Annotated in this window: 16 protein-coding genes, 1 other RNA gene and 2 pseudogenes; 5 read left to right on the top strand and 14 right to left on the bottom strand. The window is 42.0% G+C overall.

Features of this window, described 5'->3' with window-relative positions; all coding sequences use genetic code 11:
* Positions 1–3: 3 nt before the first annotated feature.
* The 4 genes and pseudogenes from csrA to AAJP47_RS10135 form a co-directional block, all read right to left on the bottom strand.
* A pseudogene (csrA, locus tag AAJP47_RS10150) lies at positions 4–171 on the bottom strand (carbon storage regulator CsrA); the annotation flags it as partial.
* Between the two features lie 619 nt (positions 172–790).
* The gene (locus AAJP47_RS10145) at positions 791–2,077 is read right to left on the bottom strand and encodes an aspartate kinase (protein WP_346717811.1); all 1,287 of its coding nucleotides are present in this window, start codon (positions 2,075–2,077) and stop codon (positions 791–793) included.
* A 435-nt stretch (positions 2,078–2,512) separates the two neighbouring features.
* Positions 2,513–5,185: an alanine--tRNA ligase gene (gene alaS, locus AAJP47_RS10140; protein ID WP_346717810.1), complete on the bottom strand. Its 2,673-nt coding sequence runs from the start codon at positions 5,183–5,185 to the stop codon at positions 2,513–2,515.
* Between the two features lie 159 nt (positions 5,186–5,344).
* A complete protein-coding gene (locus AAJP47_RS10135) occupies positions 5,345–6,958 on the bottom strand; it encodes a TIGR00341 family protein (RefSeq protein WP_346717809.1) in 1,614 nt (537 codons plus the stop codon).
* A gap of 294 nt (positions 6,959–7,252) precedes the next feature.
* Here AAJP47_RS10135 and AAJP47_RS10130 point away from each other — a divergent pair, with 294 nt between their 5' ends.
* Positions 7,253–7,465: a hypothetical protein gene (locus tag AAJP47_RS10130; protein ID WP_346717808.1), complete on the top strand. Its 213-nt coding sequence runs from the start codon at positions 7,253–7,255 to the stop codon at positions 7,463–7,465.
* Between the two features lie 81 nt (positions 7,466–7,546).
* Here the strand turns inward: AAJP47_RS10130 and AAJP47_RS10125 are convergent, their stop codons facing one another.
* Positions 7,547–8,959 (bottom strand): L,D-transpeptidase family protein, encoded by a 1,413-nt coding sequence (locus AAJP47_RS10125; protein ID WP_497198719.1) that lies wholly within the window; start codon positions 8,957–8,959, stop codon positions 7,547–7,549.
* Between the two features lie 365 nt (positions 8,960–9,324).
* On the opposite strand from AAJP47_RS10125, the gene prmB reads away from it, so the two are divergent.
* The gene (gene prmB / locus AAJP47_RS10120; RefSeq protein WP_346717806.1) at positions 9,325–10,500 is read left to right on the top strand and encodes a 50S ribosomal protein L3 N(5)-glutamine methyltransferase; all 1,176 of its coding nucleotides are present in this window, start codon (positions 9,325–9,327) and stop codon (positions 10,498–10,500) included.
* A 61-nt stretch (positions 10,501–10,561) separates the two neighbouring features.
* Positions 10,562–11,665: a chorismate synthase gene (gene aroC / locus AAJP47_RS10115; protein ID WP_346717805.1), complete on the top strand. Its 1,104-nt coding sequence runs from the start codon at positions 10,562–10,564 to the stop codon at positions 11,663–11,665.
* A 273-nt stretch (positions 11,666–11,938) separates the two neighbouring features.
* On the opposite strand, the gene AAJP47_RS10110 is transcribed toward aroC, so the two are convergent.
* The 4 genes from AAJP47_RS10110 to AAJP47_RS10095 all read right to left on the bottom strand — a co-directional run bounded on the left by AAJP47_RS10110 (position 11,939) and on the right by AAJP47_RS10095 (position 16,469).
* The gene (locus AAJP47_RS10110; protein ID WP_346717804.1) at positions 11,939–12,139 is read right to left on the bottom strand and encodes a hypothetical protein; all 201 of its coding nucleotides are present in this window, start codon (positions 12,137–12,139) and stop codon (positions 11,939–11,941) included.
* Between the two features lie 115 nt (positions 12,140–12,254).
* On the bottom strand, positions 12,255–13,997 hold the full coding sequence (creC, locus tag AAJP47_RS10105; RefSeq protein ID WP_346717803.1) for a two-component system sensor histidine kinase CreC: 1,743 nt from the start codon (positions 13,995–13,997) through the stop codon (positions 12,255–12,257).
* 38 nt (positions 13,998–14,035) lie between these two features.
* Positions 14,036–14,818, bottom strand: coding sequence for a response regulator (locus tag AAJP47_RS10100; RefSeq protein WP_346717802.1), 783 nt, complete (start codon positions 14,816–14,818; stop codon positions 14,036–14,038).
* Between the two features lie 265 nt (positions 14,819–15,083).
* Positions 15,084–16,469, bottom strand: a complete 1,386-nt coding sequence (locus AAJP47_RS10095; protein ID WP_346717801.1) for a glycerophosphodiester phosphodiesterase family protein — start codon at positions 16,467–16,469, stop codon at positions 15,084–15,086.
* Positions 16,470–16,629: 160 nt separating this feature from the next.
* On the opposite strand from AAJP47_RS10095, the gene AAJP47_RS10090 reads away from it, so the two are divergent.
* Together AAJP47_RS10090 and ssrA are read left to right on the top strand one after the other, a co-directional pair.
* Entirely contained in the window at positions 16,630–17,301 is a 672-nt protein-coding gene (locus AAJP47_RS10090) for an alpha/beta hydrolase (RefSeq protein WP_346717800.1), read from the top strand.
* Positions 17,302–17,386: 85 nt separating this feature from the next.
* Positions 17,387–17,745: a transfer-messenger RNA gene (gene ssrA, locus AAJP47_RS10085) on the top strand.
* 74 nt (positions 17,746–17,819) lie between these two features.
* Here the strand turns inward: ssrA and AAJP47_RS10080 are convergent.
* The 5 genes and pseudogenes from AAJP47_RS10080 to AAJP47_RS10060 all read right to left on the bottom strand — a co-directional run.
* Positions 17,820–18,809, bottom strand: coding sequence for a hypothetical protein (locus tag AAJP47_RS10080; protein WP_346717799.1), 990 nt, complete (start codon positions 18,807–18,809; stop codon positions 17,820–17,822).
* Between the two features lie 169 nt (positions 18,810–18,978).
* Positions 18,979–19,740, bottom strand: a complete 762-nt coding sequence (locus AAJP47_RS10075) for a hypothetical protein (RefSeq protein WP_346717798.1) — start codon at positions 19,738–19,740, stop codon at positions 18,979–18,981.
* A gap of 17 nt (positions 19,741–19,757) precedes the next feature.
* On the bottom strand, positions 19,758–22,094 hold the full coding sequence (locus AAJP47_RS10070) for a hypothetical protein (protein WP_346717797.1): 2,337 nt from the start codon (positions 22,092–22,094) through the stop codon (positions 19,758–19,760).
* Positions 22,095–22,105: 11 nt separating this feature from the next.
* On the bottom strand, positions 22,106–22,672 hold the full coding sequence (locus AAJP47_RS10065) for a hypothetical protein (protein ID WP_346717796.1): 567 nt from the start codon (positions 22,670–22,672) through the stop codon (positions 22,106–22,108).
* Positions 22,650–23,038 (bottom strand): annotated as a pseudogene (locus AAJP47_RS10060) (hypothetical protein); the annotation flags it as partial. The pseudogene AAJP47_RS10060 and the gene AAJP47_RS10065, both read right to left, overlap by 23 nt.

Below are 23,038 nucleotides of genomic sequence, written 5' to 3'. Positions count from 1 at the left end.
TACAGAGCGCTCATGCTGAATACGTTGGTAAATCTCTTCGCGGTGTACAGCGATGTCTTTAGGTGCGTTGACACCAATACGTACTTGATTGCCTTTAACGCCCAAAACAGTCACACTGACCTCATCACCAATCATTAGCGTCTCGCCCACGCGGCGTGTCAAAATTAACATGCGTCACACTCCTTATGTCGCATCAACAGGTTATTACTCATTAGATTAATTCTCAATTGCAGGACATTACCGCTGCATTCTACATGCAATAAATTGACAACAACCATAATAGGGAACGTTGTGCCAATAACGGTAACGATAGGTAGATTCATTTAGCCCAAATGAAAGCCCCATTATAGGGGGCATAACAGATACTGTCACGGGTTTTCACAAAACTATTGGTTAAACCATTATCTTAGCAATATTAAAAAATAAAAATAGGATCTAAAAAGACCCTATCTAATCAATGTATTATTGTCAGTAATTTAATAACCAATGTATGAATAACAGTGAAAGTTATCTCTATAGTTTAATCGATGTTATAAAAACCAGTCTGAGACTGCAAACCCTTTACTTTATAAATAACCTTTATTTTATAAATAAGGAATCTCAGTCACTCGACATTGTTTTATTTAGAATCGACTATTACTATAGTCGATTCTAAATAAAACGGATACGTTATCTTATGACGCGGAACTAATATAAATTTTTCTGGCTTGCTGTGCCTACACAGGCAAGAGCTGCAAAAAATTCATATACGTCCCGCTGTATCGTTTTTATATCGAACTCACTATATATATTATAGTCCAGCCACTTTGCTTTCACCATCTTCACGGTCAAGCCCAAACGCGGTGTGTAGAGATTTGACCGCTTTTTCTAAATGCTGATCTTGAATCAGAACAGACACTTTGATCTCGCTGGTAGAAATCATTTGAATATTGATGTTGTTTTCCGCCAAGGTCTGGAACATAAGACTGGCAACCCCTGCGTGTGAGCGCATGCCAACACCAACTAAAGACACTTTCACGACTTCGCTATTGCCTAGTATCTCTTTGGCACCAATCTCGTCTTTAACTTCGTCGTTGAGCACTTTCATGGTTTTGTCTAGATCAGAGCGATTAACCGTAAAGGTAAAATCTGTCGTACCATTGACCGACAGATTTTGCACAATCATGTCAATTTCAATATTTGCGTTACCAATCGGGCTTAAGATAGCAGAGGCAATACCAGGGTGATCAGGTACACCGCGCACTACAATTTTTGCTTCGTCTCGGTTGAATGCAATACCTGAGATGATTGCCTGTTCCATATTGTCTCCTTCATCTATCGTAATTAGGGTGCCAACGGTGTCTTGAAACTCTTGGTCAAAACTGCCGTCAGTATTTTCGTCAAAGCTAGATAGTACACGCAAGGGCACACCATATTTACCAGCGAATTCTACTGAGCGAATCTGAAGAATTTTAGAACCCAGACTGGCCATCTCGAGCATCTCTTCGAAGGTAATTTTTTCAAGCTTTTTGGCTTTTGAAGTAACACGTGGGTCAGTGGTGTAGACGCCATCGACATCGGTATAGATTTGACACTCATCAGCGCCCAAAGCGGCTGCAATGGCAACGCCTGTGGTATCAGAGCCACCGCGTCCTAATGTGGTCGCATTACCGTCCTCATCGATACCTTGGAAGCCTGCCACAATGACGATATTGCCAGCTTCTAGCTGCTCACGAATGTTTTTATCATCGATACTTTCGATACGCGCTTTATTATGGGCGTTATCGGTCTTAATCGCCACTTGACGACCAGTGAATGAACGGGCCCCAATACCAAGCTCTTTGATCGCCATGGCGAGTAATGAGATAGACACTTGCTCACCCGTCGAGACCATTTGGTCGTATTCACGAGGATCAGGTTGATTGCTAATTTGACGTGCCAGATCGATTAAACGGTTGGTTTCGCCGCTCATAGCAGACACGACCACCACCACTTGATGGCCGTTATCATGCCAGCGTTTGACGCGTTTGGCGACGTTTTTAATGCGGTCGATACTGCCCATCGAGGTGCCGCCATATTTTTGTACTATTAACGCCATAAAAACCTACCTATTATTCATGAATGACCTGTCGTTATGATTGACGAGAGTAAATGTGACTCTTCCTCAATACTGGCATAGATAAAGCTGTTTTAAGAGTGCTGTTCTATGCCTTTTATTTATTCACTACGGCTTGTTTTAAACCAAGCGGATGAACAATACGTTCAAACGTTGACCTTTATATCATATCTACCTCACTACGTTAAGTAGCAGTAGGGCTTAGATATATGGCGATTGGTTATGGGGGTTATAACCCATCGCGTATTCTGTAGGCAATATATAGTCGATGCACTTCAAAAGTGTTATAGCGCTACTAGGATGAATGTTACGCCTCCTCTGTCAGCAGCGGCACAGCACGCAAGTAAAATTTGCTCTAGTAGCGCGTTTAAATTTATATAACCGTTTTCTTTTCAACTGACCATAGCAGCATGGTACCTAGCTAAGACTGGTTTCGATCCAAGCAGGTAGGGCGTCGATAACAGCGGTACTGTTGCTAGACTTGGGTGCACCGCCTTGGGCGTAGTCAGGCTTACCACCACCTTTACCGCCAAGCTCGCCTGCCAAATGACGAATGATATCACCCGCTTTGATTTTGGTAGTGAGTGATTTGGCCACACTGGCCGCTAGTGCCAATTGATCGTCTTTATCGCCAATCAAAACAATAACGCTATCGGGCAGTTTGGACTTGATGTCATCCATGAGCGTACGAATAGATTTGCCATCGATACCGCTCAAGGTGCTAACCAGAACAGGTGTGCCTGCGATGGTCTGAACGTCATCAAGCAAATTTGCCGCTTGGGCACTGGCCATTTTTTGCTCCAAGCGTTCCAGTTGTTTTTCTAAGTCGCGCTGCTTGTCTGCCATGGTGCGGACACGCTGCGCCACTTCAGGACGTTTGACTTTTAATTGACTGGCCAATTCGCCCAGTTGCTGCTCACTTTGTTGAATGTTTTTGACCGCATTCATACCAGTGACGGCTTCGATGCGGCGAATACCAGCCGCGATACCTGATTCGCTGGTGATTTTTAGCATACCAATATCACCGGTACGCTGCACATGCAAGCCGCCACATAGCTCAATAGAAAAAGGCTTACGTTGACCATCAACGATATTGTCCGTACCCATAGTGAGTACGCGAACCTCACTGCCGTACTTTTCGCCAAACAGCGCCATGGCACCTTGCTTCATGGCTTCATCAATAGACATGTGCTCGATACGAGCTGGGGTATTGGCTTGAATTTGTTCATTGACTAGGCGTTCTACGCGTATGATTTCAGCAGGAGTGACTGGTCTGTCATAAGAGAAGTCAAAACGTAGCACGTCGCTTGAAACGAGTGAGCCTTTTTGCGTGACTGCTTCGCCCAGTACTTCTCTTAATGCCGCATGCAATAAGTGAGTGGCCGAGTGGTTTTTGGCACTGGCGGCACGGATGCTAGAGAGCACTTGAGCATCGGCTGTTTGCGTTGTTTTGATATCACCCATGGTCACCACACCATAATGGATAATGGCCTGACCTGATTTTTTGGTATCTTGTACTTCAAAGACGCCTGTTTCAGTACGGATTTCACCAAGCTCACCCACTTGACCACCACCTTCGGCATAGAAAGGGGTACGGTCGAGTACGATAACGCCCTCTGTTCCTTCGGTTAAGCTATCGGTTGCATTGCCATCCTGATAAATCGCGTTGACCGTAACGCCATCTTCTTCAAGCTGCTCATAACCAATAAAGGTCGTTGGCGTCTCTACTTGGATAACGCTGCTATAATCAACATCAAATTTGCCAGCATCACGAGCGCGCTCACGCTGTGCTTGCATATGCTCATCAAACTCTGCTTCATCAATAGCGATACCGCGCTCGCGGGTGATATCAGCGGTCAAATCAATCGGGAAGCCGTAAGTGTCATACAGCTTAAATGCTGCTTCACCAGAGAGGGTGTCGCCATCTTGCAGACCTTCAAGTTCGCTGGCAAGCAAACGTAATCCTTGCGCCAGTGTCTTAGCAAATTGTGCTTCTTCTTTTTGAATGGCGTTTTCGATGACGCTTTGCTTGTCTTTTAATTCAGGATAGGCGGTGCCCATTTCAGCCACAAGCGGTGCGACCATCTTGTAGAAAAAGTCACTGTCTGCGCCAAGCTTGTTACCATGACGTACGGCGCGGCGAACGACACGGCGCAATACATAGCCACGACCTTCATTGCTTGGTGTGACACCATCAGCGATCAAAAATGAAACAGCACGGATATGATCAGCGATGACTTTTAGTGACGATTGTTGTTCATTTTTAATCTCTAAAATCTCAGCCGCTGCATCCATCAAATGTGTGAATAGATCGATTTCATAGTTACCATGGACGCCTTGCATAATGGCACTGATGCGCTCAAGTCCCATGCCCGTATCCACACTTGGCGCTGGTAGCGGTAATAGCGTACCGTCTTTTTGGCGATTGAACTGCATAAATACGCAATTCCAAATCTCAATGTAACGATCGCCATCTTCTTCAGGAGTCCCTGGCAGGCCGCCTTCGATATCAGCACCATGATCATAAAAGACTTCGGTACAAGGGCCACAAGGACCTGTATCACCCATCGTCCAAAAGTTATCTGACGCGTAAGGCGCGCCTTTGTTATCGCCAATACGAATGATACGATCACTTGGGATACCAATGGTGTTGTGCCAAATATCAAAGGCTTCATCATCGGTTTCATAAATGGTGACATACAAGCGGTCTTTATCGATTGCAAGCCATTCATTCGACGTCAAAAACTCCCAGATATATTCGATACCCGCTTGTTTAAAATAGTCGCCAAACGAGAAATTACCCAGCATCTCAAAAAACGTATGATGACGGGCGGTATAGCCGACATTGTCCAAGTCGTTATGTTTGCCGCCAGCACGCACGCATTTTTGTGAGGTGACAGCACGCGTATAGTCCCGTGTCTCCATGCCCAAAAATGTCTCTTTGAACTGATTCATGCCAGCATTGGTAAATAGCAATGTCGGGTCATTGTGTGGAATCAAGCTGGACGATGACACTGGGGTGTGCTGCTTGCTTACAAAAAAATCGATAAAGGCTTGACGAATATCGGCTGAGCGAAATGGCTGGCTCACAGCGGCTCCTTACTGACGGATAGAATTGAGTAAAATAATTTTGCATGCGATTTTAGCACAAACGCCCAAGCTCTTGGTATAAGAGTTACAACCGCTCGTGTGTTCTACGCACAACCCCTGCATTTTTATTGAGCAAAAATGTAGGGCTCATAGTAGAGGTCAATTGGTCAAGATTGCTGCATCAGTCTCATCAAGTTGATCTTGTATGACCGGATTTGATTCAATCACTTGGACGGGTAAATAACGCAATTGCAGTTTAATCGGCGGATACTTAGGAAAGTTTTCTACCATGTCTTTGGTAATAGTGGTTTCGATTTGCTGCACATCATAGGCGGTCGGGGTGGTCTCACCACGAATAACAGCACGGACGACTTGTTTATCGTCTATGGTATCAAATTGCGTATTGGTTAAGACATTGCCCTTATCGATAAAATAACTGTTGATTGCTTCTTTGACATCATTTTCAAAGGCCTGTTGCTTGGCGTTGGTTTGTAAATTGATGGTCAAATATGTGCCCAATCCACCCAATAGCAATAAAGTAATGGCGTTACGCTGCAAAAAGGTCAGATAGGTATTTGATTGATAATCGTCATCGACCAAACGGCGAAAGCCTAAAATCCACAGCACCAGCGCGTTGGTGAATTGAATGGCAATAATGTTGGTTATCGCTAACAACAGCGCACCAAACCCAAGTTGTATCTCGCCATTGGCAAATAAAATGCCACTGGCAGCCAGAGGCGGTACCAAAGCAGTGGCCACAGCCACGCCAACGACGGCGACCGAGAGATGCGGTGACACCATGGCATAAGCGCCCGCCGTACCACCCGCTAAGGCGATCATCAAGTCCATAGAAGTAGGCTGGGTACGCGATAATATCTCTGCTGTTAGCGGCTGATCCTTGTGCAGCCACCCGATGATAAACCCGACCAGTATGACCAGTGACACACCGATGAGTACGGTAATAATCGACCGACGTAGCAATGGCATACGGTGATCGATAATCGCTAATGCCACCCCAGTGATGGGACCAAGCATCATGGCGACCAACATGGCACCGATGACAACCGCCGCCGAGTTGGTAACAAGTCCGTAGCTTGCGATAATGGCAGACAGTATGTTCATAATGAAATACATTCTGCTCGGCAAGGCATTTGCTTCAATCGTTACTCTAACTTCTGGATAATCTACTTTTTTATTGTTGAATTGTTCTGCGACAAATTGCTTATAAGACTCAAGTTTGGCTTCTTTCTTTTCTTTAATTTCCTCTTCTTTCTCGTCGTTTTCTGCTGCTAGCTCGCCATCTGTTGTTCCCTCATCGCTTGATAAAGAGTCGTTTGATGTTTCGAGCGCTGGCTCTTCAGAGCTGTCTGTAACGTTATCATCTGAATACTCAGTTTTTAAACTCACCGCTTCTGAAGTCTCAGCTTCTAGGTTCCCAGTTGTTAGGTTTTTGGTTTCGAGATTGTCAGTTTCTGCATTGTCAGTTTCTGCATTGATGGCGTCTGAATCGTCAACTACTGGCTCGACGGTTTCTGCTTCTGATGGAATAGAGGACTCTGCTTCAGATGAAGGCACTTCCTCATCAGTTTCTAGCGAGGCAACGGCGACATCGGGCGAAAGAGATTCTATTTTAATCTTTGCTTCAGGCGGCTTAGCACAGGCTGAGTCTTGATCAATATCGTCTGCTATATCACCATCATTGCTATCGATATCATCGACAGCTTCCTGTGGCGGCGTTGCGTCAGTAGGTCGGTTTTCTTGGGTTTTGGTCATAGCAGATAACTTTCTAGAGGGATAAAAGAAAGTCATTATTGTAATGATAAATGTATAAAGGTATAGAAGTTTTTTATGATTAATCGTAGATGGCAATCAACGATAAAAAATAGTCGTTTAAAAAGTCATAAGTCAAGCAAGCTGAGAACTTGTTATAAAAACCTTTACCTTAACAAGGTTTTTATGTGTCGTCACTGGTTATCATTAGTTTTGGCGTCCAAAATTAATCCTTAATATATTTGTGGATTTAGTGTATAAATAGACTATACCCACAATAATTATGAGGAATAAGTTATGAACTGGCCATTATTTTCTGTCGTCTATGCAATGGCAGCAACGGTAACCACTGGCATTTTTATTATTGGCGTATTAGTCACAGGGTTTAATGAGATACTGCATGTTCAAATAGCGGCAGGCTTGGGTATTTTGGTCTCTATTCCGATAGGAATGTTCTTTACCAAAAAAATCGGTAGCATTACTGGGAATGAAGAACGCCATAAGGCGTAAGATAATAGTGAATTTATAAGCATTCACCCATAAAAAAAGACCTTGATATCAAGGTCTTTTTTATACAGCATTTATGAGAAATTATTTAAGCTCAACGGTGGCGCCATTTTCGATATTGGCGTAAACCTCTAAGACATCCCAGTTGGTCAAACGAATACAACCATGAGATGCTTGACGGCTGATTCCTTCAGGCTTTGGTGAACCATGCAAACCGTAAGAAGGCTTAGACAAGCCCATCCATACGACACCGACCGGATTGTTTGGTCCTGGTGGTAGCATATAAACTTTCTTCTGAGCGCCTTCACCAACTGTGGCTTTATACCAAGGCATTTTTACTTTATTAATGATTTTAAATGTACCGTGTGGTGATGGGGTGTCATCACTACCAATCGTTGTTGGGTAGGTGGCAACCAGCTTATCGCCATTGTAGGCATACAGTGTTTTTTCTGCTTTATTGGCCACAACGCGGTTGATGCGTTGATTGAGCTGACCACGAGTGTTCAGCACCGTAATGGTCTCGCCAGCTTTATAAGTCTTATTCTTATTTAGCTTGTCTAAGTAGCGCACATCCATGTGGAAACGCTCACCAAACATCTCTTTGATGTCTTGATAGTAAAGCCCTTTCATTTTTGACTTCGCTTCTGCCCCTGCAGGCGTACTTGCAAAGTTGGTATTGATGTCATCGTCAGTGATGGTATAAGTGACCAATACTGGTTTGTTGGCAGGAATGTTCTTGATTAAAGCATTCCATGTTTTTTGATCCATTGTACCCGTAGCTGGCAAGCCTTTCATGGTTTGGAAGTTGATTAGGGCTTTTTTACTATTCATACCCCAACCACCATCGACAGGACCAGGAGAGGCATGGTTCCAATCGAGCAAGGCTTGCATCTTGATAGTCATCGCTGAGTTGACTTTCATGTTGGGTGACCAAACCGCTTCATTGACTTGTTTGGCATAGTTCGACAAGTTCAGCGTGGTATATCTTTTACCATCTTTGTCTTCGATATTTTTGATGGTAGGGTCATCACTGAAATCTTGACGTTTTTCATTGTCAGGCAACTCAAAAGCCATCGGATCAGAAGAATCAATAGAGGTTACGTCACTAGGGGCAGCCACCGCTTGACCTTCGCTAATATCATCAGTGCTATCAGCACGCTCATCTTTAAGCGTCAGCTCATCAGCGCTCATATTATCTGCAGTAGAATTTTGCGTTTGCATTGGCGCATCTGATTTATTTTTTGAATCGATCAATTGGTTCATGCGATCTACAGGTTTGTTCGCATTCGGTTCTACGGCCACAGGAGCACCGCCATCCACTGATCTGCTGCGATTTTCTTGTACATTAAGGCTGACTTTTTGAGCGAGACTAGGCGCTGCATTAGCCGTACGCACTGGCAATGTACGAGTGTTATCAGTGGGAGCGGCAAGCACGCTTGCACTAGCACCAATGACAGCAATAGATATAGCAGTAATAATTGGCTTTATTTTCATAATATTGAATCACTTGTGTTTGCTACTAATGCGGCTATTATGCGCACAATTTGAGTAGTTCGCAAACTTTTGACACACATTTTTTCATTTATGACTTGCTAAACGTCAACCGTTGACGTATTCACTACAGTTTGGCAATAACCTAGCGAAGATGTGTGTCTGTTACTACCCAATTCTTACGACGCTCTCAGAATATAAAGGCTATTTTTGCAAGGGTAAGAGGTCGATATAAATGCAAATATTGGCGCTACTTGACGTTTGTGTCTATAATGTGGGATCAGATATTTTAGTAAACATATTCGTTTTTAAGAAAAGCCATTTAACCCACTCGCATGTGTTCAATAACCATGTAATCAGTCAGGTGCAATATGTCAGAAGACCAAACAATGAGCGCAGAAGCGTTTCAAAATCAATACTTCAATGAAGATAAGTCTCAAGGCTTAGAAGGTGAGGTCGCTTATGATTTGGAAACAGGGCTTCTCGGTGAGCCGGGTGAATTTGCCAATTTGCATGCAGAGTTAGAGGAAGCGCGCGAGCAGCTCGTTAGTATTCGCGACTTTATTCGTTTTGCAGTCACTCAGCTGCGTAACTACGATGTGGTCGTGGCACAGGGTACAACCGATGAGTTCGCTGAAGCATCAGCCATCGTCCTGCACTCATTGTCTTTGGACTGGTCAGCGAATGAGCAAATTCTTGATTGCCGCTTGACCACATCAGAGAAGCAGCTGGTACTAGGTCTATTAGAAGAACGTATCGCTGAGCGTAAGCCACTCAGTTATTTAATTAACTTATCCTACTTCTGTGATTTGCCTTTTTATGTCGATGAACGGGTTTTGATTCCACGCTCGCCTATTGCTGAATTGATTCGGCAGCAGTTTCATCCATACTTTGAGGTCAGTGAGCTGGCTAAACCGCTTGGAATGAGTGTGAATGAGCAGACAAGCGTGTTTTATGATCATGGTTTAGACGTTAAGCAGTTGTCGCAGCCTGAGCGTATTTTAGATTTGTGCACAGGCTCAGGTTGCATTGCTATTGCCCTTGCAACGCGTTTCGTTGATGCGCTAGTAGATGCCGTCGATATTGATAAAGGCGCGTTAGAGGTGGCGATGGTGAACGTCGATCATCACGATCTTGGTCATCAAGTCAATGTGATCGAGTCTGATTTGTTTGCCAAGATCCCAACTGAAAATCAGTACGAGCTGATCGTCACCAATCCGCCGTATGTCGATGCCGCTATCATGGCAGACCTACCACCTGAGTTTTTATACGAGCCTGAACATGCCCTAGCAGCCGGTCAAGATGGTCTAGATTTGGTACATCGTATCTTGTTCGAAGCGCCAGATTATTTGAGTCCAGAAGGTTTGCTGATTTGTGAAGTGGGTGATAGTGAATGGGCGTTAAAGCAAGCCTATCCTGAAATCCAATTTGATTGGCTAAAATTTGCCCACGGTGGACATGGGGTTTTTGCGATCACTTATGATGAGTTGGTAGCAAATCGTCAGCTGTTTGCCGCTTATGTCCAGTTATTGGATAGTATCCAGTAAGTAACATCACAGAGAATTGGTCAACTAAGCATCAGTCGCATTTACTGGTTTAAGGATAGATATGGCAGGCAATAGTATTGGGCAGGTTTTTACAGTCACCACTTGTGGCGAGTCACATGGTGCTGGCCTTATGGCAATCGTCGATGGCGTACCGCCAGGCTTGGCGTTATCTGAAGAAGACTTACAAGTAGATTTGGATCGCCGCAAGCCGGGAACGTCTAAATACTCGACCCAGCGCCGTGAGTCTGACGAGGTTGAAATTATCTCGGGTGTCTTTGAAGGCAAGACGACGGGCACCTCCATTGGTCTGCTGATTCGTAATACCAATCAAAAATCAAAAGACTACAGCGAGATCAAAGACACGTTTCGTCCCGGTCACGCTGATTATACTTATAGTATGAAGTATGGTTTTCGTGACTACCGCGGCGGCGGTCGCTCCTCAGCGCGTGAGACTGCAATGCGAGTGGCGGCTGGTGCTATCGCCAAGAAATACTTACAAGATCGCTTAGGCGTGCAAATTCATGGTCACGTCACTCAGATTGGTAATGAGCACAGTCAAGTACTAGACCCTAGCCAAATTGATTGGGCGTTTGTGAATAGCAATCCGTTTTTTTGTGCGGATGCGGAGGCCGTGACTCGTTTTGAAACCTTGATAGATAGCTTACGCCGTGAAGGGACGAGCTGCGGGGCGCGACTTGAAGTCATTGCTAGCGGCGTACCTGTTGGGCTTGGTGAGCCTGTGTTTGATCGTTTGGATGCAGACATCGCTCATGCCATGATGAGTATCAATGCGGTAAAAGGGGTTGAGATTGGTGACGGTATGGCAGTAGCCGGACAGTTTGGGCATCGCTCTCGTGATGAGATGACGCCAGATGGCTTCACAGCCAATCATGCAGGCGGCATCTTGGGCGGTATCTCATCGGGTCAAGACATTCGTGTGAGTATCGCCCTTAAGCCAACCTCTAGTATTACCACGGCTGGCAAGAGTATTAATACTCAAGGGGCGGCAATTGATATGCTGACTAAAGGTCGCCATGATCCTTGCGTTGGTGTACGGGCCACACCGATCGCTGAAGCGATGCTGGCAATTGTACTGCTCGATCATTATTTGCGCCATCGTGGTCAAAATGCAGATGTTGAGCCGCCAGTACAGGCGATTATTTAGACAGTTTGATATAAAGGTAGTGGCCCTTCGTTGTTTCTAATTAACGCTGATTAGAAATAACGAAGGGCTTTTTTGTGGGTGTTTAAAAAAAGTTCAAAACTGATTTGAAAAAATTTTGATCAGTTTAATAATAAAGGTATAGTCAGTATACTTTAAAAGCGCTACGGCACTGCTGAAACAAATTTTTGCAGCCTCTGTCTGCGCAGGCACAGCAAGCAAGAAAATTGATAACAGCCGTGCGTGATGTGTCGATATTACTTTTCACTGGCTATATTAAGCCGCCAGCTGATACCCGTCAACCGCCACGCATTGCTGATGTCGAAACACCAAGATTAATTGCTGACTGGGAATGGCCAGCCAATGTCCAAAAGCAATGCTATCAATACCTGCATGCGATAAGGACAGTAGGCAGTAATGACGACTATGCCCTAAGCAGTTTTCTATGATTTGGTTTTGCTGAATATGATGTTGCATCGATTTTCTACCTCTTATGGTGATGACGAATGTGAATGACGCTATCGTACGATAAAGAGATAGAAAGCCTGTGAAGGAATGATGGAAAGTTGATGAAGGATTTTAAACGTTCTCTTTATTTAGCAAGAGGCAAGGTAATACTAACCACAACACCAGTAAACTGATTGATCGCGGCATGATGGTTATGGCCATTTGCATGGACGTTGTCAATAGCCACCTGACCACCATGATGCTCAATCACTTGCTTGACCAAGGTTAAGCCAAGGCCTGTACCTTTTTTGATGGTATTGTGAGACACGCTGGTCGTTTCTGGAGTATGGTTCTGAGCTAAGTTATTATCTAAAGAATGATGGGCAGATTGGCTTGATGAATGATGAGCAGACTGACTTTGGTGCGATAAGCTAAAATAACGGTCGAATGCTTTATGAATGGCATAGTCGGGTAGCAATTTGCCATCATTAAATATGTCAATGGTGACTGTATGCGCCGTGCTATGTATATCAATAATGATCGTACTGGTAGCAAAATGAATGGCATTGTCTAGGACGTTTTGTAGTACCTGTACCAACCAAAATTGATCAGCAAACACGCTAATATTTGCCAAGTTATCCGACTGCTTCATTGAGTGTTCAATCACAGGTTGGTCATCAATATAGATTGCAATGGGCGACAAATACTGCTGTTGTAGCTTGGCTGCATTGTCTTTTGCCAGACTTTGCAGTAAAGGCAGGAGCGGCGTTATTTGTTGATTGAGTTTAAAGGTCGGTTGCTCAATTTTGGCAAGTAGCAGCAAGCGATCGATCAGCTGTTGCATTTTGATGCTTTGTTCCCCAATGGTTTGCACCAGCATTTGCCGATCGTCTGTGTCAAGACCATCATCTTCCAATAGCTCGCTACTGGCACGAATCGCTGTCAAAGGGCTTTTAAGCTCATGGGTGAGAGTATGGACATAATCGGTAACATAAGCACGATTTTCCAATTGATGTTTCATAGACTCAATGGTGTCTGTCAAACTATTAAGCTCACGTCCTAAATAAAAATATGGCTTTTTGGTGTCCTCTGCCAATGCGCTGGTATATTGGGTCACCAGGGTAATACTTTGTTTGAGCCACCATGCGACCAATCCCGCTAAGATAAGCGCTGCAATGCTCATAAGTAGCGCCGTAATAAACATGCGATTGCGGGTGTTGTCCAAATAAGGCAACACGCTAGCAATGGGTTTGCCAACACTGACGACACCAAGCAGCGCGCCACTATCATCTTTTATAGGCTGTGCTACATACATGACCGTGCCGTTACGCTGATGATGATTTTGAGTGGTACTCCTTGCCCCGTATTGACCGTTCAAGGTTAAATACACATCATTCCAGCGACTATAGTCTTGGCCTTCGTCATTGTCAGGCTCGGGTAGGGAGTCATAAATGACCCTCCCTGTCTTATCCGTCACGTATACTCGAAAGCTGGTATAGCTCTCATTTTCGCTATTCAAATTTGAGACGTCATCAATGGCTGGCATGCCAATAAAAGCGGAATCCAGCTTTGATTGGTAAAGGTCATCGTATAGTTGGCCTGAGGACAAAGGCAGCTGCAAATTTGCCGCCAGAAACTTACTGGTATCTAATAAAGTGTCTTCAATGACTTGCTGGGCGGTTGGTTTGACATAGCCGAACAGTTGAGTAAAGGCGACCACACCGCAAATAACCAGAACCATAGCCACCGCCAGCCAAATCCTAAAAAAAATACTCAAATTTAGCAGTCGTTTAGGCTTCGTGGTTTGCTGTGCGGTGCCAATAGGGTGCAGTTTTGCATACCAATTACTTTGATTGGTGTGAGTATGATCGTCAGCTTTGGGCATCATGTTTTTGTATCGCTATGTGAGTTAATAGTATAACAATACTAAGCGGGGCACAGCCCATATCCTAAGCCGCGATGGGTATGGATGACATCAATACTCGCATCTACGGTCGCTAGCTGCTTACGAATGGATTTGATATGACTGTCTATCGTCCGCGCTAGGCGGTGATCGGGATAATCACTCACTGCGCTTAATAGCTGCTCACGGCTGAAGACTTGATTGGGCGCTTGCAATAAGGTCAATAAAATTTTACGCTCAGTGTTGCTTAGCTCAAGCTTTTTCGACTGCCACATCAAAGAATAATTGAGTGGTTGATAATGCCAAATACCAGATTGAGATTCAAAGGCTAGGGCCTGTCCTGACATATTATTGGCAACCGTCTCATTGACGGTAGCGTCTGCTGAGGTCGTATAATGAGTAGGCTGCTGAGACAACAACTGCTCACGTCGCCAAATGGCTTTTAGACGAGCGACCAATTCGCGAGGACTAAAGGGCTTAGCACAATAATCATCACCGCCCATCTCTAGACCTAAGATACGATCGACTTCCTCACTACGTGCCGTCAAAAACACAATAGGAATGTCTTTTAACGCCTTAATATCCGCCGTATGACGTATCTGTTGGCATAGACTCAAACCATCGCCATCGGGCAACCCAACATCCAAAATAATAGCGGCTAAATCTTTTGCGTCATCACTGCGTAGCATCGGTAGCACGCTGCTGGCATTATCAAGCCATGTCATCTGCCAACCTTCACGCTTGCAAGTGACTTTGAGCGACATGGCAATGGCAGGATCATCTTCTACTAATAAAATATGGGTCATGGCGGTATGCTTATTTAAAAAGTGCGTGCAAATTGAGTTTGTTAAATTATCCTAGCACAAAAGTATCGCGCCACTATGCGAGAGCTTGTGAAAAGCGATGAAAAATTGATGGAAAATTAAAACAGCGAGCACAATAAATTGACTTAGAATAACATCGACTATATAAAAAAAGCCGACCCAGTAGCCACGTGGTCGGCTTTTTTGTGCATTACTGGTACTATTTAAATGGATGGCAAATGGCTGTTAACTAAGTTGAGAACACAGCCTAGCCCAGTCCTTTACAGTTGGCATAATAGGTAACCGTCGCTGGCCAGTCAGAAAAAATACCTTTGACTCCAACGTCTTGTGCCAGTACGTCAATATAGGTCATCATATCGCCATCGTTGTTAATAGCGTTGCCCAAATCACTGTAATACCAATCGCCGCCTTTTGCTAAAGGTCCTGAGCGCTCAAGTGACCAAGTCACGATATTCAAATTAAGAGCTTTGGCTTGTTTGGCATAGGCGGACGGTCGCATTTTACCAGTGGCGTCAGTGGTTACCAGTATCCATGGTGGCGGTGCGATGGTTTTGATACCCCGTGCTTTTATGTTGGCGAGTGAGTGTTTCCAAGTGGTTGGGTCGTTTTTATCAAAACTTTTGCCAGTTGCCGTCTCATTACTGTCATCAATTAAATAAATGGCATTAGCACCAAAATCCGGGTCGTTTTTAATCCAATATTCTACGTCTTCAATATTAAACGACTGCGGGTACACGTCACTGGCTGCCACGCCTGCGTCTTTATAGGTGTCTAGCAGTTGTTGGCGATAAGCATCTAAGCTATAGCCGTTAAAAGGCATGGTAACCGCGGGTGATTTTAACTCTGGCGTGTGTTTCATACCAAGGCTTTGCGCAAGTTTGATATGCTCTTTTAGCGTTAATACTTGTCCGTTTTGTGAGTACAAATCGGTTCGCCAAGCAGCAGTAGCGTTCATATAATCAGTGATGTTGGTGGCTTTTGTATTAGCGGCGTCCATTTTCCCTTTTAAGGTTTTAAATTCACTCACGCTAATGTCTGATGTGCGACATTCAATGCTGTCGGCATTGGTAAGCACGCCTTTACTGTTGATGACTGGTGGCACAGTGCATTGTTTGGCCAGCGGGGTGGCCAGAATATTGGTGGTAGTGTGCAAATCGTTCTGCGCATGGCGGCAGACCAGCTCGCCATCTTTGGTAAAAGCAACATCGCACTCCAGAATACCGGCACCCATTTGCGCCGATGCCAGATAGCTGTCATATGTGTGTTCTGGTAGTTGCAATGGCGCGCCGCGATGGGCAATAGAAAAATCGGTTTTGCTAGGCGTTTGCGCACTACAGGCCATGAGCTCATTTTTAAGTGGTCCTGCATCCATATCATTGACCAAATATAATGGTCGTATCCCATAGGTATAAGCCATTGGTTTAGTAGGCAAGGCTTGTGAGGTCTGCGTGGAAACAGGCTTAATGGTTTGCGTTGATGTTTGAGTCAATGTGCTATTGTTTTTATCGTATGCGGCCATTGATAAAGTGCAAGTGGCAGCCAATAGTATGGCTACACTGACCTGTTTACTTGTCTTGAAGGGTAATTTTTTGAGTGGGCTAAACCTAATCACTGAATTATCTGACATTGTCATGTAAACTGTCCCTACAAAAAGTGAAAAATAATGAGTACGACATTGCTGTCACGGAGTCGTCTTTTAAGGTAGTTGATAATCTTTAAAAGATAATGACAAACGAGCCATTGTTACAAAAATATTTTATTTTCAATTCTTCAAATCGTATTAAGGATAAGTCATGACTGATTATTTAGACGCTGTCATTGTTGAGCATAACCCATCACAAAAAAAGATAGATAGAGCTGTCATTTGGCTTCATGGCTTGGGTGCTAGCGGTCATGACTTTGAGCCAGTGGTTCCGCAATTAGGCTTGTCTGATGACATGGCAGTACGGTTTATCTTTCCGCATGCCCCTAAGCGTGCAGTGACTGTCAATGGTGGCATGGTGATGCCCGCATGGTACGATATTTTGGAGATGAGCCTTGAGCGTAAAATCGATGTCGCTCAGATCGAAGCGTCTTCGAAGCAAATAAAGGATTTAGTGCGCCGTGAGATTGAACAGGGTGTTGCTCCTGAGCACATCGTGATTGCTGGATTCTCGCAGGGCGGGGCAGTAGCGTACCATGTAGCCTTAGGTTATCCGGAGCGTTTGGCTGGCTTGATGACACTTTCGACCTATTTAGCGACCAACGATAGTATTGATTACAGCACCGCTAATAAAGACATGCCGATTTTGATTGAACATGGATCTCATGATCCAGTCGTTCCTATCATTCTAGGCGAGCAGGCAAAGCAGCTGCTTTCTGATAAAGGGTATGATGTCACTTATCATACTTACCCGATGGCGCATCAGGTCTGTATGCCGCAGATTCAGAATATTGGTCAGTGGTTGAACAGCATTTTGGCTTAAATAACTGAGCTGTAACGTAATGTAATGTAGTTGTCTTATCGGTTGAAAATTGACCTATATATACTATATAATAGTCGACCTTATTGGGGATGTTCTGGCTTCGACGCTGGTGATGAAACTCAATGATGCATGTCGAGAGTGTATGTCCTCTCGTTAATCAAACATATATTGTTATAGTCGCAAACGACGAAACTTACGCTCTAGCAGCTTAAACCCTGCTTACTTAGTTGCTGATCACCTACAGTTGGTTAACTAAGTTGAAGCGTCCGCATGTAGGCTCGCCACAAGGGATTGTCTCAATCGCTTGGGTTCAAAAGTAGAGAATCGTCCAATCCATCCTGACTGTCGGATCGGTGCGGACTAAAACTAAAGACAGAAACTAAACATGTAGATTCATGAGCGTAATGCCGGCGGACGCGGGTTCAACTCCCGCCATCTCCACCAAATATGAAAAATCCGATCACTTAGGTGGTCGGATTTTTTTTGGTTTAGTTATGAATATACAGTTGTGATGCAAATTAAAAAGGGCAATCTATAGATTCTGCGTTAGCTAAAAAAGCCATTTGATAGTTATAAGAGTTATTGATGCATATTTCTGTTTTATCAACAGTACTAAACTGTTCTGCAGTCATTCTTATGGGATGGCTAAAGTCTATTACTTGTTGGGACGACCACAAATCTGTGGTTAAATCATTAGCGGTAAAGTGAATCTTAGCTGTATTATCTTCAATCTTGACTGTAAAACTATCGTTACCAAAGTTATTTGACTCAAAACCCAGGTTTTTCTCTTCTACCGCCAAACCATTTAGATATTCTTTAATAGCATTTTTGAGTGGTGCGGCTTTATCTACAAATCGGATAACATATGAAGTATCCTCCAGGTGAGGATTATTAAAATATACCTTGACTGCTATTTCGTTTCTTACTACTTGACTGTTTTTATCTCGAAGGTATTTTTTATAGTTGTAGTTATATATATAAGATAACTTGTTCATCGTTACATCGGCTAACTTGGGATTAACTTTAATATTTGATTCTGTAGCAAAACCCCATAAAAATGGCTTAGAACAACTGCCTTTATTACAAATTAGGTTTAAAACTTTATTTCCATCTGATAAATCTACTCTAGAATTTGGAAAAACTTTAGCCTTGTATTTCTCATTCTTATAATATACTTCTATAGTTGCAAAGAAATTATACTCAACTGGTGAAAGTTCTTGAACTTCTATAAGCGAAGAGTAAATCTCATAATCTTGGATTTTAATGGTCTCGTTAAATTTTTTAGAGTCTTTCCAGTAAGTACATACCATATTATCTACGCTATCTAGATTAAATTGTGCGCAGTTTAATTTAGATTGAGGTGCCTCTAACGTTTGTGTTTGAGTTAAAGAAACATCTCCTTCATGAGTCTTAGATATCACTGGAGAGTTGATATCTTCCGCATTGCTACAACCTGCCATTGCAATAAATAATATCGGTAATACTAACCTATAAAGATTTTTTTTCATCTCTTACTTCTCAGGAAATCTTGTATCAAACGTAAATTAGCTATTAGGGTAAGAGTAAATGAGGGATGAATAAGTCCAGATTTTTAGTTATTGCCTAACTAGTATTCTCGAAAAAAAGACAATTAAAAATGATAAAGTCTGTCTCGTGGAGACAGCGCTATTACAATATCTATTGTAATTTGTTCACATCTTGAAAATATATAACGTTTCCACTAGAACATTCATAGTAAAAGTGAAAGCCTACAGCCATATTTTTTTTAAAAAATTCGTCAGCTATCTCTTCATATTTTTTTATATAATTTTCGCAGTCGACCTTATAACCATCATTTGTATGTATAAATTTGATAGTTTCATGAGTAGGTATTTTGTTACCTTCTAATAGGCTACCTATTTCTAGCAAACCGGAATTATTAGCTAAGGTGTTAAGTTTATTGTTTATATTAACATTGTCGTAACTTCCCATGTAGTCTGAACCCATGACCTGTTCAATAGTTTCGATTTCAAAAGATAAATCTGGTTCGTCAATTCTTTTTAATTGTGACCAAGAGCCAACGGCGCTGTAGTCTTCATCTAAAAACTGTAAACTATAAAGGTAGTAAGCATTATCCTTAACTAATAAGTAGTACGCAGCTTCGTTTGAATCCTGATTTTTAAAAAGAACATATTTTCCATCAATTTTTTCAGGAGTAAAATTTTTGCAAGTTTTATCTGAACCACATTTTTTATTAGAAAAGTAAATACCTGTTGGAATACTATTATCTGTATCTACGCCTATGCCTGTGCCAATATCTGAGGATGATCGAACAGCATTTGTCTCTAACTTTGAGTCTATGCGACTTCCTTTATCGACGTCATCTGTAGGAAGCTGAACAGTGGTGTCGCTACAAGCTTGTAAAGCTACAATGAACAATAAGAGTAGAGTTTTTTTCATAAAATATAACTCCTTATCTATTGAGGTATTTCGAGATGAAAAGCTGATTCAGCTTTATCTCTAAGAGGAGATATAAAGCCGGAAATTTTACCTTGTCTTTCGGCTTCATCACAAATTCTTTGAAATCTTTCCTTTTTTGTATAGGTGTTAAACCCATTACTATTGATGCCTAAATCAATAATGTTTGCTTTAGCATATGTTTCAAAACTAACACAATGCTTCGATACCCTCTGACCTTTTTTATCGTATTCTAAAATCTTAGATACCATATTTTGAATGGTTTTCTCCCTACCTAATTTCATTTTGATTCCTTTTTCACACACTTGAGTCACTATTTCACCAGGAGTTCGGTATGATATTCGTTTACCACCAGCAATATTATCGTACATTGCACTAGCTTGTTCTTCAGGAGTTCTTAACGAACTGGTAATTATGAGTTCTTTCGCACCATATTTTTCAGCAATCTCTCTTAAAATCGTTTTAGTCTTTTCAGTAACTACAGTTGATTTTGTATTGCGGCTGAAACTGATTTTTATATTTGAATGTTTAGGCTTCTTAGCTTTATAAACATAAGCAACACCGTTTTTATCACTATTAGCGACAATAGTCCCTTTTTTCACTTCCTTACCATTCTCGTTGACTAGAACTGCGATATTAATACCCACATCTGAATCGTGTGTACGGCCTCTTGTGCCATCACTACCTGTAGTAGCTGGGTTTTTTCCATACTTAGTAGATTGCGTCCAATAAGTTAATCCTGACAAAGGCTTATCCGTTGCTTCATCTAAAAACTTAATAGTAATCTTTGCTTGATCTGTTTTAACTTCATGTGTTGGCCCTTTTTGAGTTATCTTATCATTGCGTATGACATTACCTTTATCAACGGGGCTTGAAGTATTAGGTTTTGTGTCATTAGGCTTTTGAGCTGAAGAAGGGTTATTGGATGATGCATTACTAGCAGGGCTTGCTGAACTGCCAGAATCTTTAATCAGTTTACTTGTATCGAATGTCCATTCAGTTGAACCGTCAGTGACGATATTGGTTGAAGTTTTATTAGCTGTTTGATGAATAATTTTTATCGGCTGACCTGCCAATGCTTTGACAGTGACTATACCTGTTGAATTAGTTTTTTTGGTCTCAGAGGTGCGACCTCGATAGACGGTTTTAAACGCATAATTAGGTATAGGTTCCTTATTCTTATCCATGAATTTGAGCTGCAGCGTTACCACTGGGACTTTAAGTACTTTAGTCTGTCCATTTAAATCTCCTGTGACAGGAAAAGCCATACTGTAAATAGACTGTTTCTTGCCACCGTCATCGTCAAGATAGACGCTGATAGATTGGCTGACATCTGCTTTGATGCCTGATTCAACACCCGAGCTGTCAGTTTTATGTGGCTTAATATTGTTTTTATATTCTAGATAATAGGTTGTATTTGGTAGTGGTTTGCCAGTATCGCCTTCTACTAGTTTTATGTTGAAAGTTACTTCTTCTAACGAGTTATTAACACTGTCATTGTGCTCATTAATCTTTTGACTACTGTTTTGAGTTTCTTGTGTCTGAACATTCTCAATAGAGGGTGTGGGAATAGTTTTATGAGGTACAGTCTGAGTTTCAAATTTGCATTCATAATCTTTTAGTACGACCTTTTTAGGTATACCATCAGCAGCTATACGAGACTTACATAATGTTTCACCAACAAAAAATTCAATCATTGATTTTTTTCTTGCATGTATATCAGGTATTTCACCTTTATTATTAGTTGTATACTCTTTTACAAAATAGTTACCTAGTCTATCTGTTACTTTAATTGTTATCTTTTCACCCGATACTGGACTATTTACTGAATTCAAAAGTAAAGTTTTAACAGTAGATCCATCACCTTTATAACGATACCAATTGAAGTCGTCTTCACTAGTACCAGCTATGTAAACTCTTTCTAACACACTAAAATTCCAAGGTGGTTTTTCCTTATATTTTTTTGGGTTTTTTTCATGTAACGCTTTTTGTGCTTTCGGACTATAATATAGGCTTAACATACCTGTTTCATCGGGCAGCTCTCGCTTATATATAGGCTCTACAAGTTTGATTATTTTTCTGCTTAGGTCGTCAAGCCTTCCAGAACTCATGGCCTTATAAACAACTTTATAATTAGGGCTACTTGATCTATCAGTGTAAGCATCATAACCTGAGTGTTTTATGACTTCAAAAGCAGTTGCATAAGTTTTCCATTCACGAAATCCAGTACGTGTAATTATTGATCTAGCTACAGTTTTAATTGCTTCATCGCTTGAACCTCCTGCTTCACCTGCAATAGTGCTACAATATATTTTAAATTCCTCTTTATAAGACATTAATATTTCCCTTACTTACTAAAGCCACAAGGATTAACAAACTTAAAATTTTTATCAGAACCAAATTTTTGCTTTATATTTATGACTAGGGTATTGTTTTCGAAGTGGCTATTTTTACTATAAAACCAAATTGGTATAGCAGAATCATGTGCCCTATTATCCAGTTTTAAGATTACTTTAGGTGAGTGTGAAAAAACTGTTCTTGCTATAAATTTTTTATCTTCAAGATTATATTCTATTAAGCAATTTTCTTTTCTAGCGACAAGTTTGTCAGTCCAGTCTTCTAAACCTTTAGTATTAATAAATACATTATTGCTACATGGATTTCCACAGCTATATATAATTTGATATAAACTATCGTCAATTTTTTCAATCTTATGTATACCAGGTTTGTCATCAAATATTTTGGTCTTACCTAGATAGTTTAAGTAAATAGTGCAATCATTCTCTGAACAGCTACTGTAAACAGAGAATGTTTTAATTTCTTTTAAATTAGAGTTCGTGGCATTACTTTCTAATATTAAAAAAGTAGAAAAAAGGATCATTAAAAAGTATTTAGCAGCACTCATCTTCGTCATCAGGTTCACCTTCATTTTTATATTCTAAATCCTCACATTCTAACCCAATAACATTGAGCTCTAACTCAACCTTCTCAGCTTTATCACCAAACACTCTTAATGTCTGACCGTCTTCATTAAGGTGTCCCTCGATCTCTGTACCTCTTGTATGATTAATAATCTTATAGCTAATACCTTGGTCTATTAGATATTGGGGGATAAGTTTTTTTAAATCAAACGCCTTACTGAATAACCCAGAAGTTGGTAAAGCAACCATCGGCGCATTCACCTTAGCCCCCGCAACCAGACTCTTCTTCACCGCCTGAATCTTAATCATCCCTGGGCACACCAGCTTAATACCACTATCGTCTATCGTAATCGAAGCCC

This window comes from Psychrobacter halotolerans (assembly GCF_039680845.1).
GTDB lineage: Bacteria > Pseudomonadota > Gammaproteobacteria > Pseudomonadales > Moraxellaceae > Psychrobacter.
This window is presented reverse-complemented; position numbering and strand designations above follow the sequence as displayed.

Coding starts and splice junctions, on each gene's coding strand:
- AAJP47_RS10110 (WP_346717804.1), bottom strand. CDS start 12,139: ATGCAACATCATATTCAGCAAAACCAAATCATAGAAAACTGCTTAGGG.
- creC (WP_346717803.1), bottom strand. CDS start 13,997: ATGATGCCCAAAGCTGACGATCATACTCACACCAATCAAAGTAATTGG.
- AAJP47_RS10090 (WP_346717800.1), top strand. CDS start 16,630: ATGACTGATTATTTAGACGCTGTCATTGTTGAGCATAACCCATCACAA.
- AAJP47_RS10070 (WP_346717797.1), bottom strand. CDS start 22,094: ATGTCTTATAAAGAGGAATTTAAAATATATTGTAGCACTATTGCAGGT.
- AAJP47_RS10080 (WP_346717799.1), bottom strand. CDS start 18,809: ATGAAAAAAAATCTTTATAGGTTAGTATTACCGATATTATTTATTGCA.
- AAJP47_RS10145 (WP_346717811.1), bottom strand. CDS start 2,077: ATGGCGTTAATAGTACAAAAATATGGCGGCACCTCGATGGGCAGTATC.
- prmB (WP_346717806.1), top strand. CDS start 9,325: ATGTCAGAAGACCAAACAATGAGCGCAGAAGCGTTTCAAAATCAATAC.
- AAJP47_RS10065 (WP_346717796.1), bottom strand. CDS start 22,672: ATGACGAAGATGAGTGCTGCTAAATACTTTTTAATGATCCTTTTTTCT.
- aroC (WP_346717805.1), top strand. CDS start 10,562: ATGGCAGGCAATAGTATTGGGCAGGTTTTTACAGTCACCACTTGTGGC.
- AAJP47_RS10095 (WP_346717801.1), bottom strand. CDS start 16,469: ATGACAATGTCAGATAATTCAGTGATTAGGTTTAGCCCACTCAAAAAA.
- AAJP47_RS10075 (WP_346717798.1), bottom strand. CDS start 19,740: ATGAAAAAAACTCTACTCTTATTGTTCATTGTAGCTTTACAAGCTTGT.
- AAJP47_RS10130 (WP_346717808.1), top strand. CDS start 7,253: ATGAACTGGCCATTATTTTCTGTCGTCTATGCAATGGCAGCAACGGTA.
- AAJP47_RS10100 (WP_346717802.1), bottom strand. CDS start 14,818: ATGACCCATATTTTATTAGTAGAAGATGATCCTGCCATTGCCATGTCG.
- AAJP47_RS10135 (WP_346717809.1), bottom strand. CDS start 6,958: ATGACCAAAACCCAAGAAAACCGACCTACTGACGCAACGCCGCCACAG.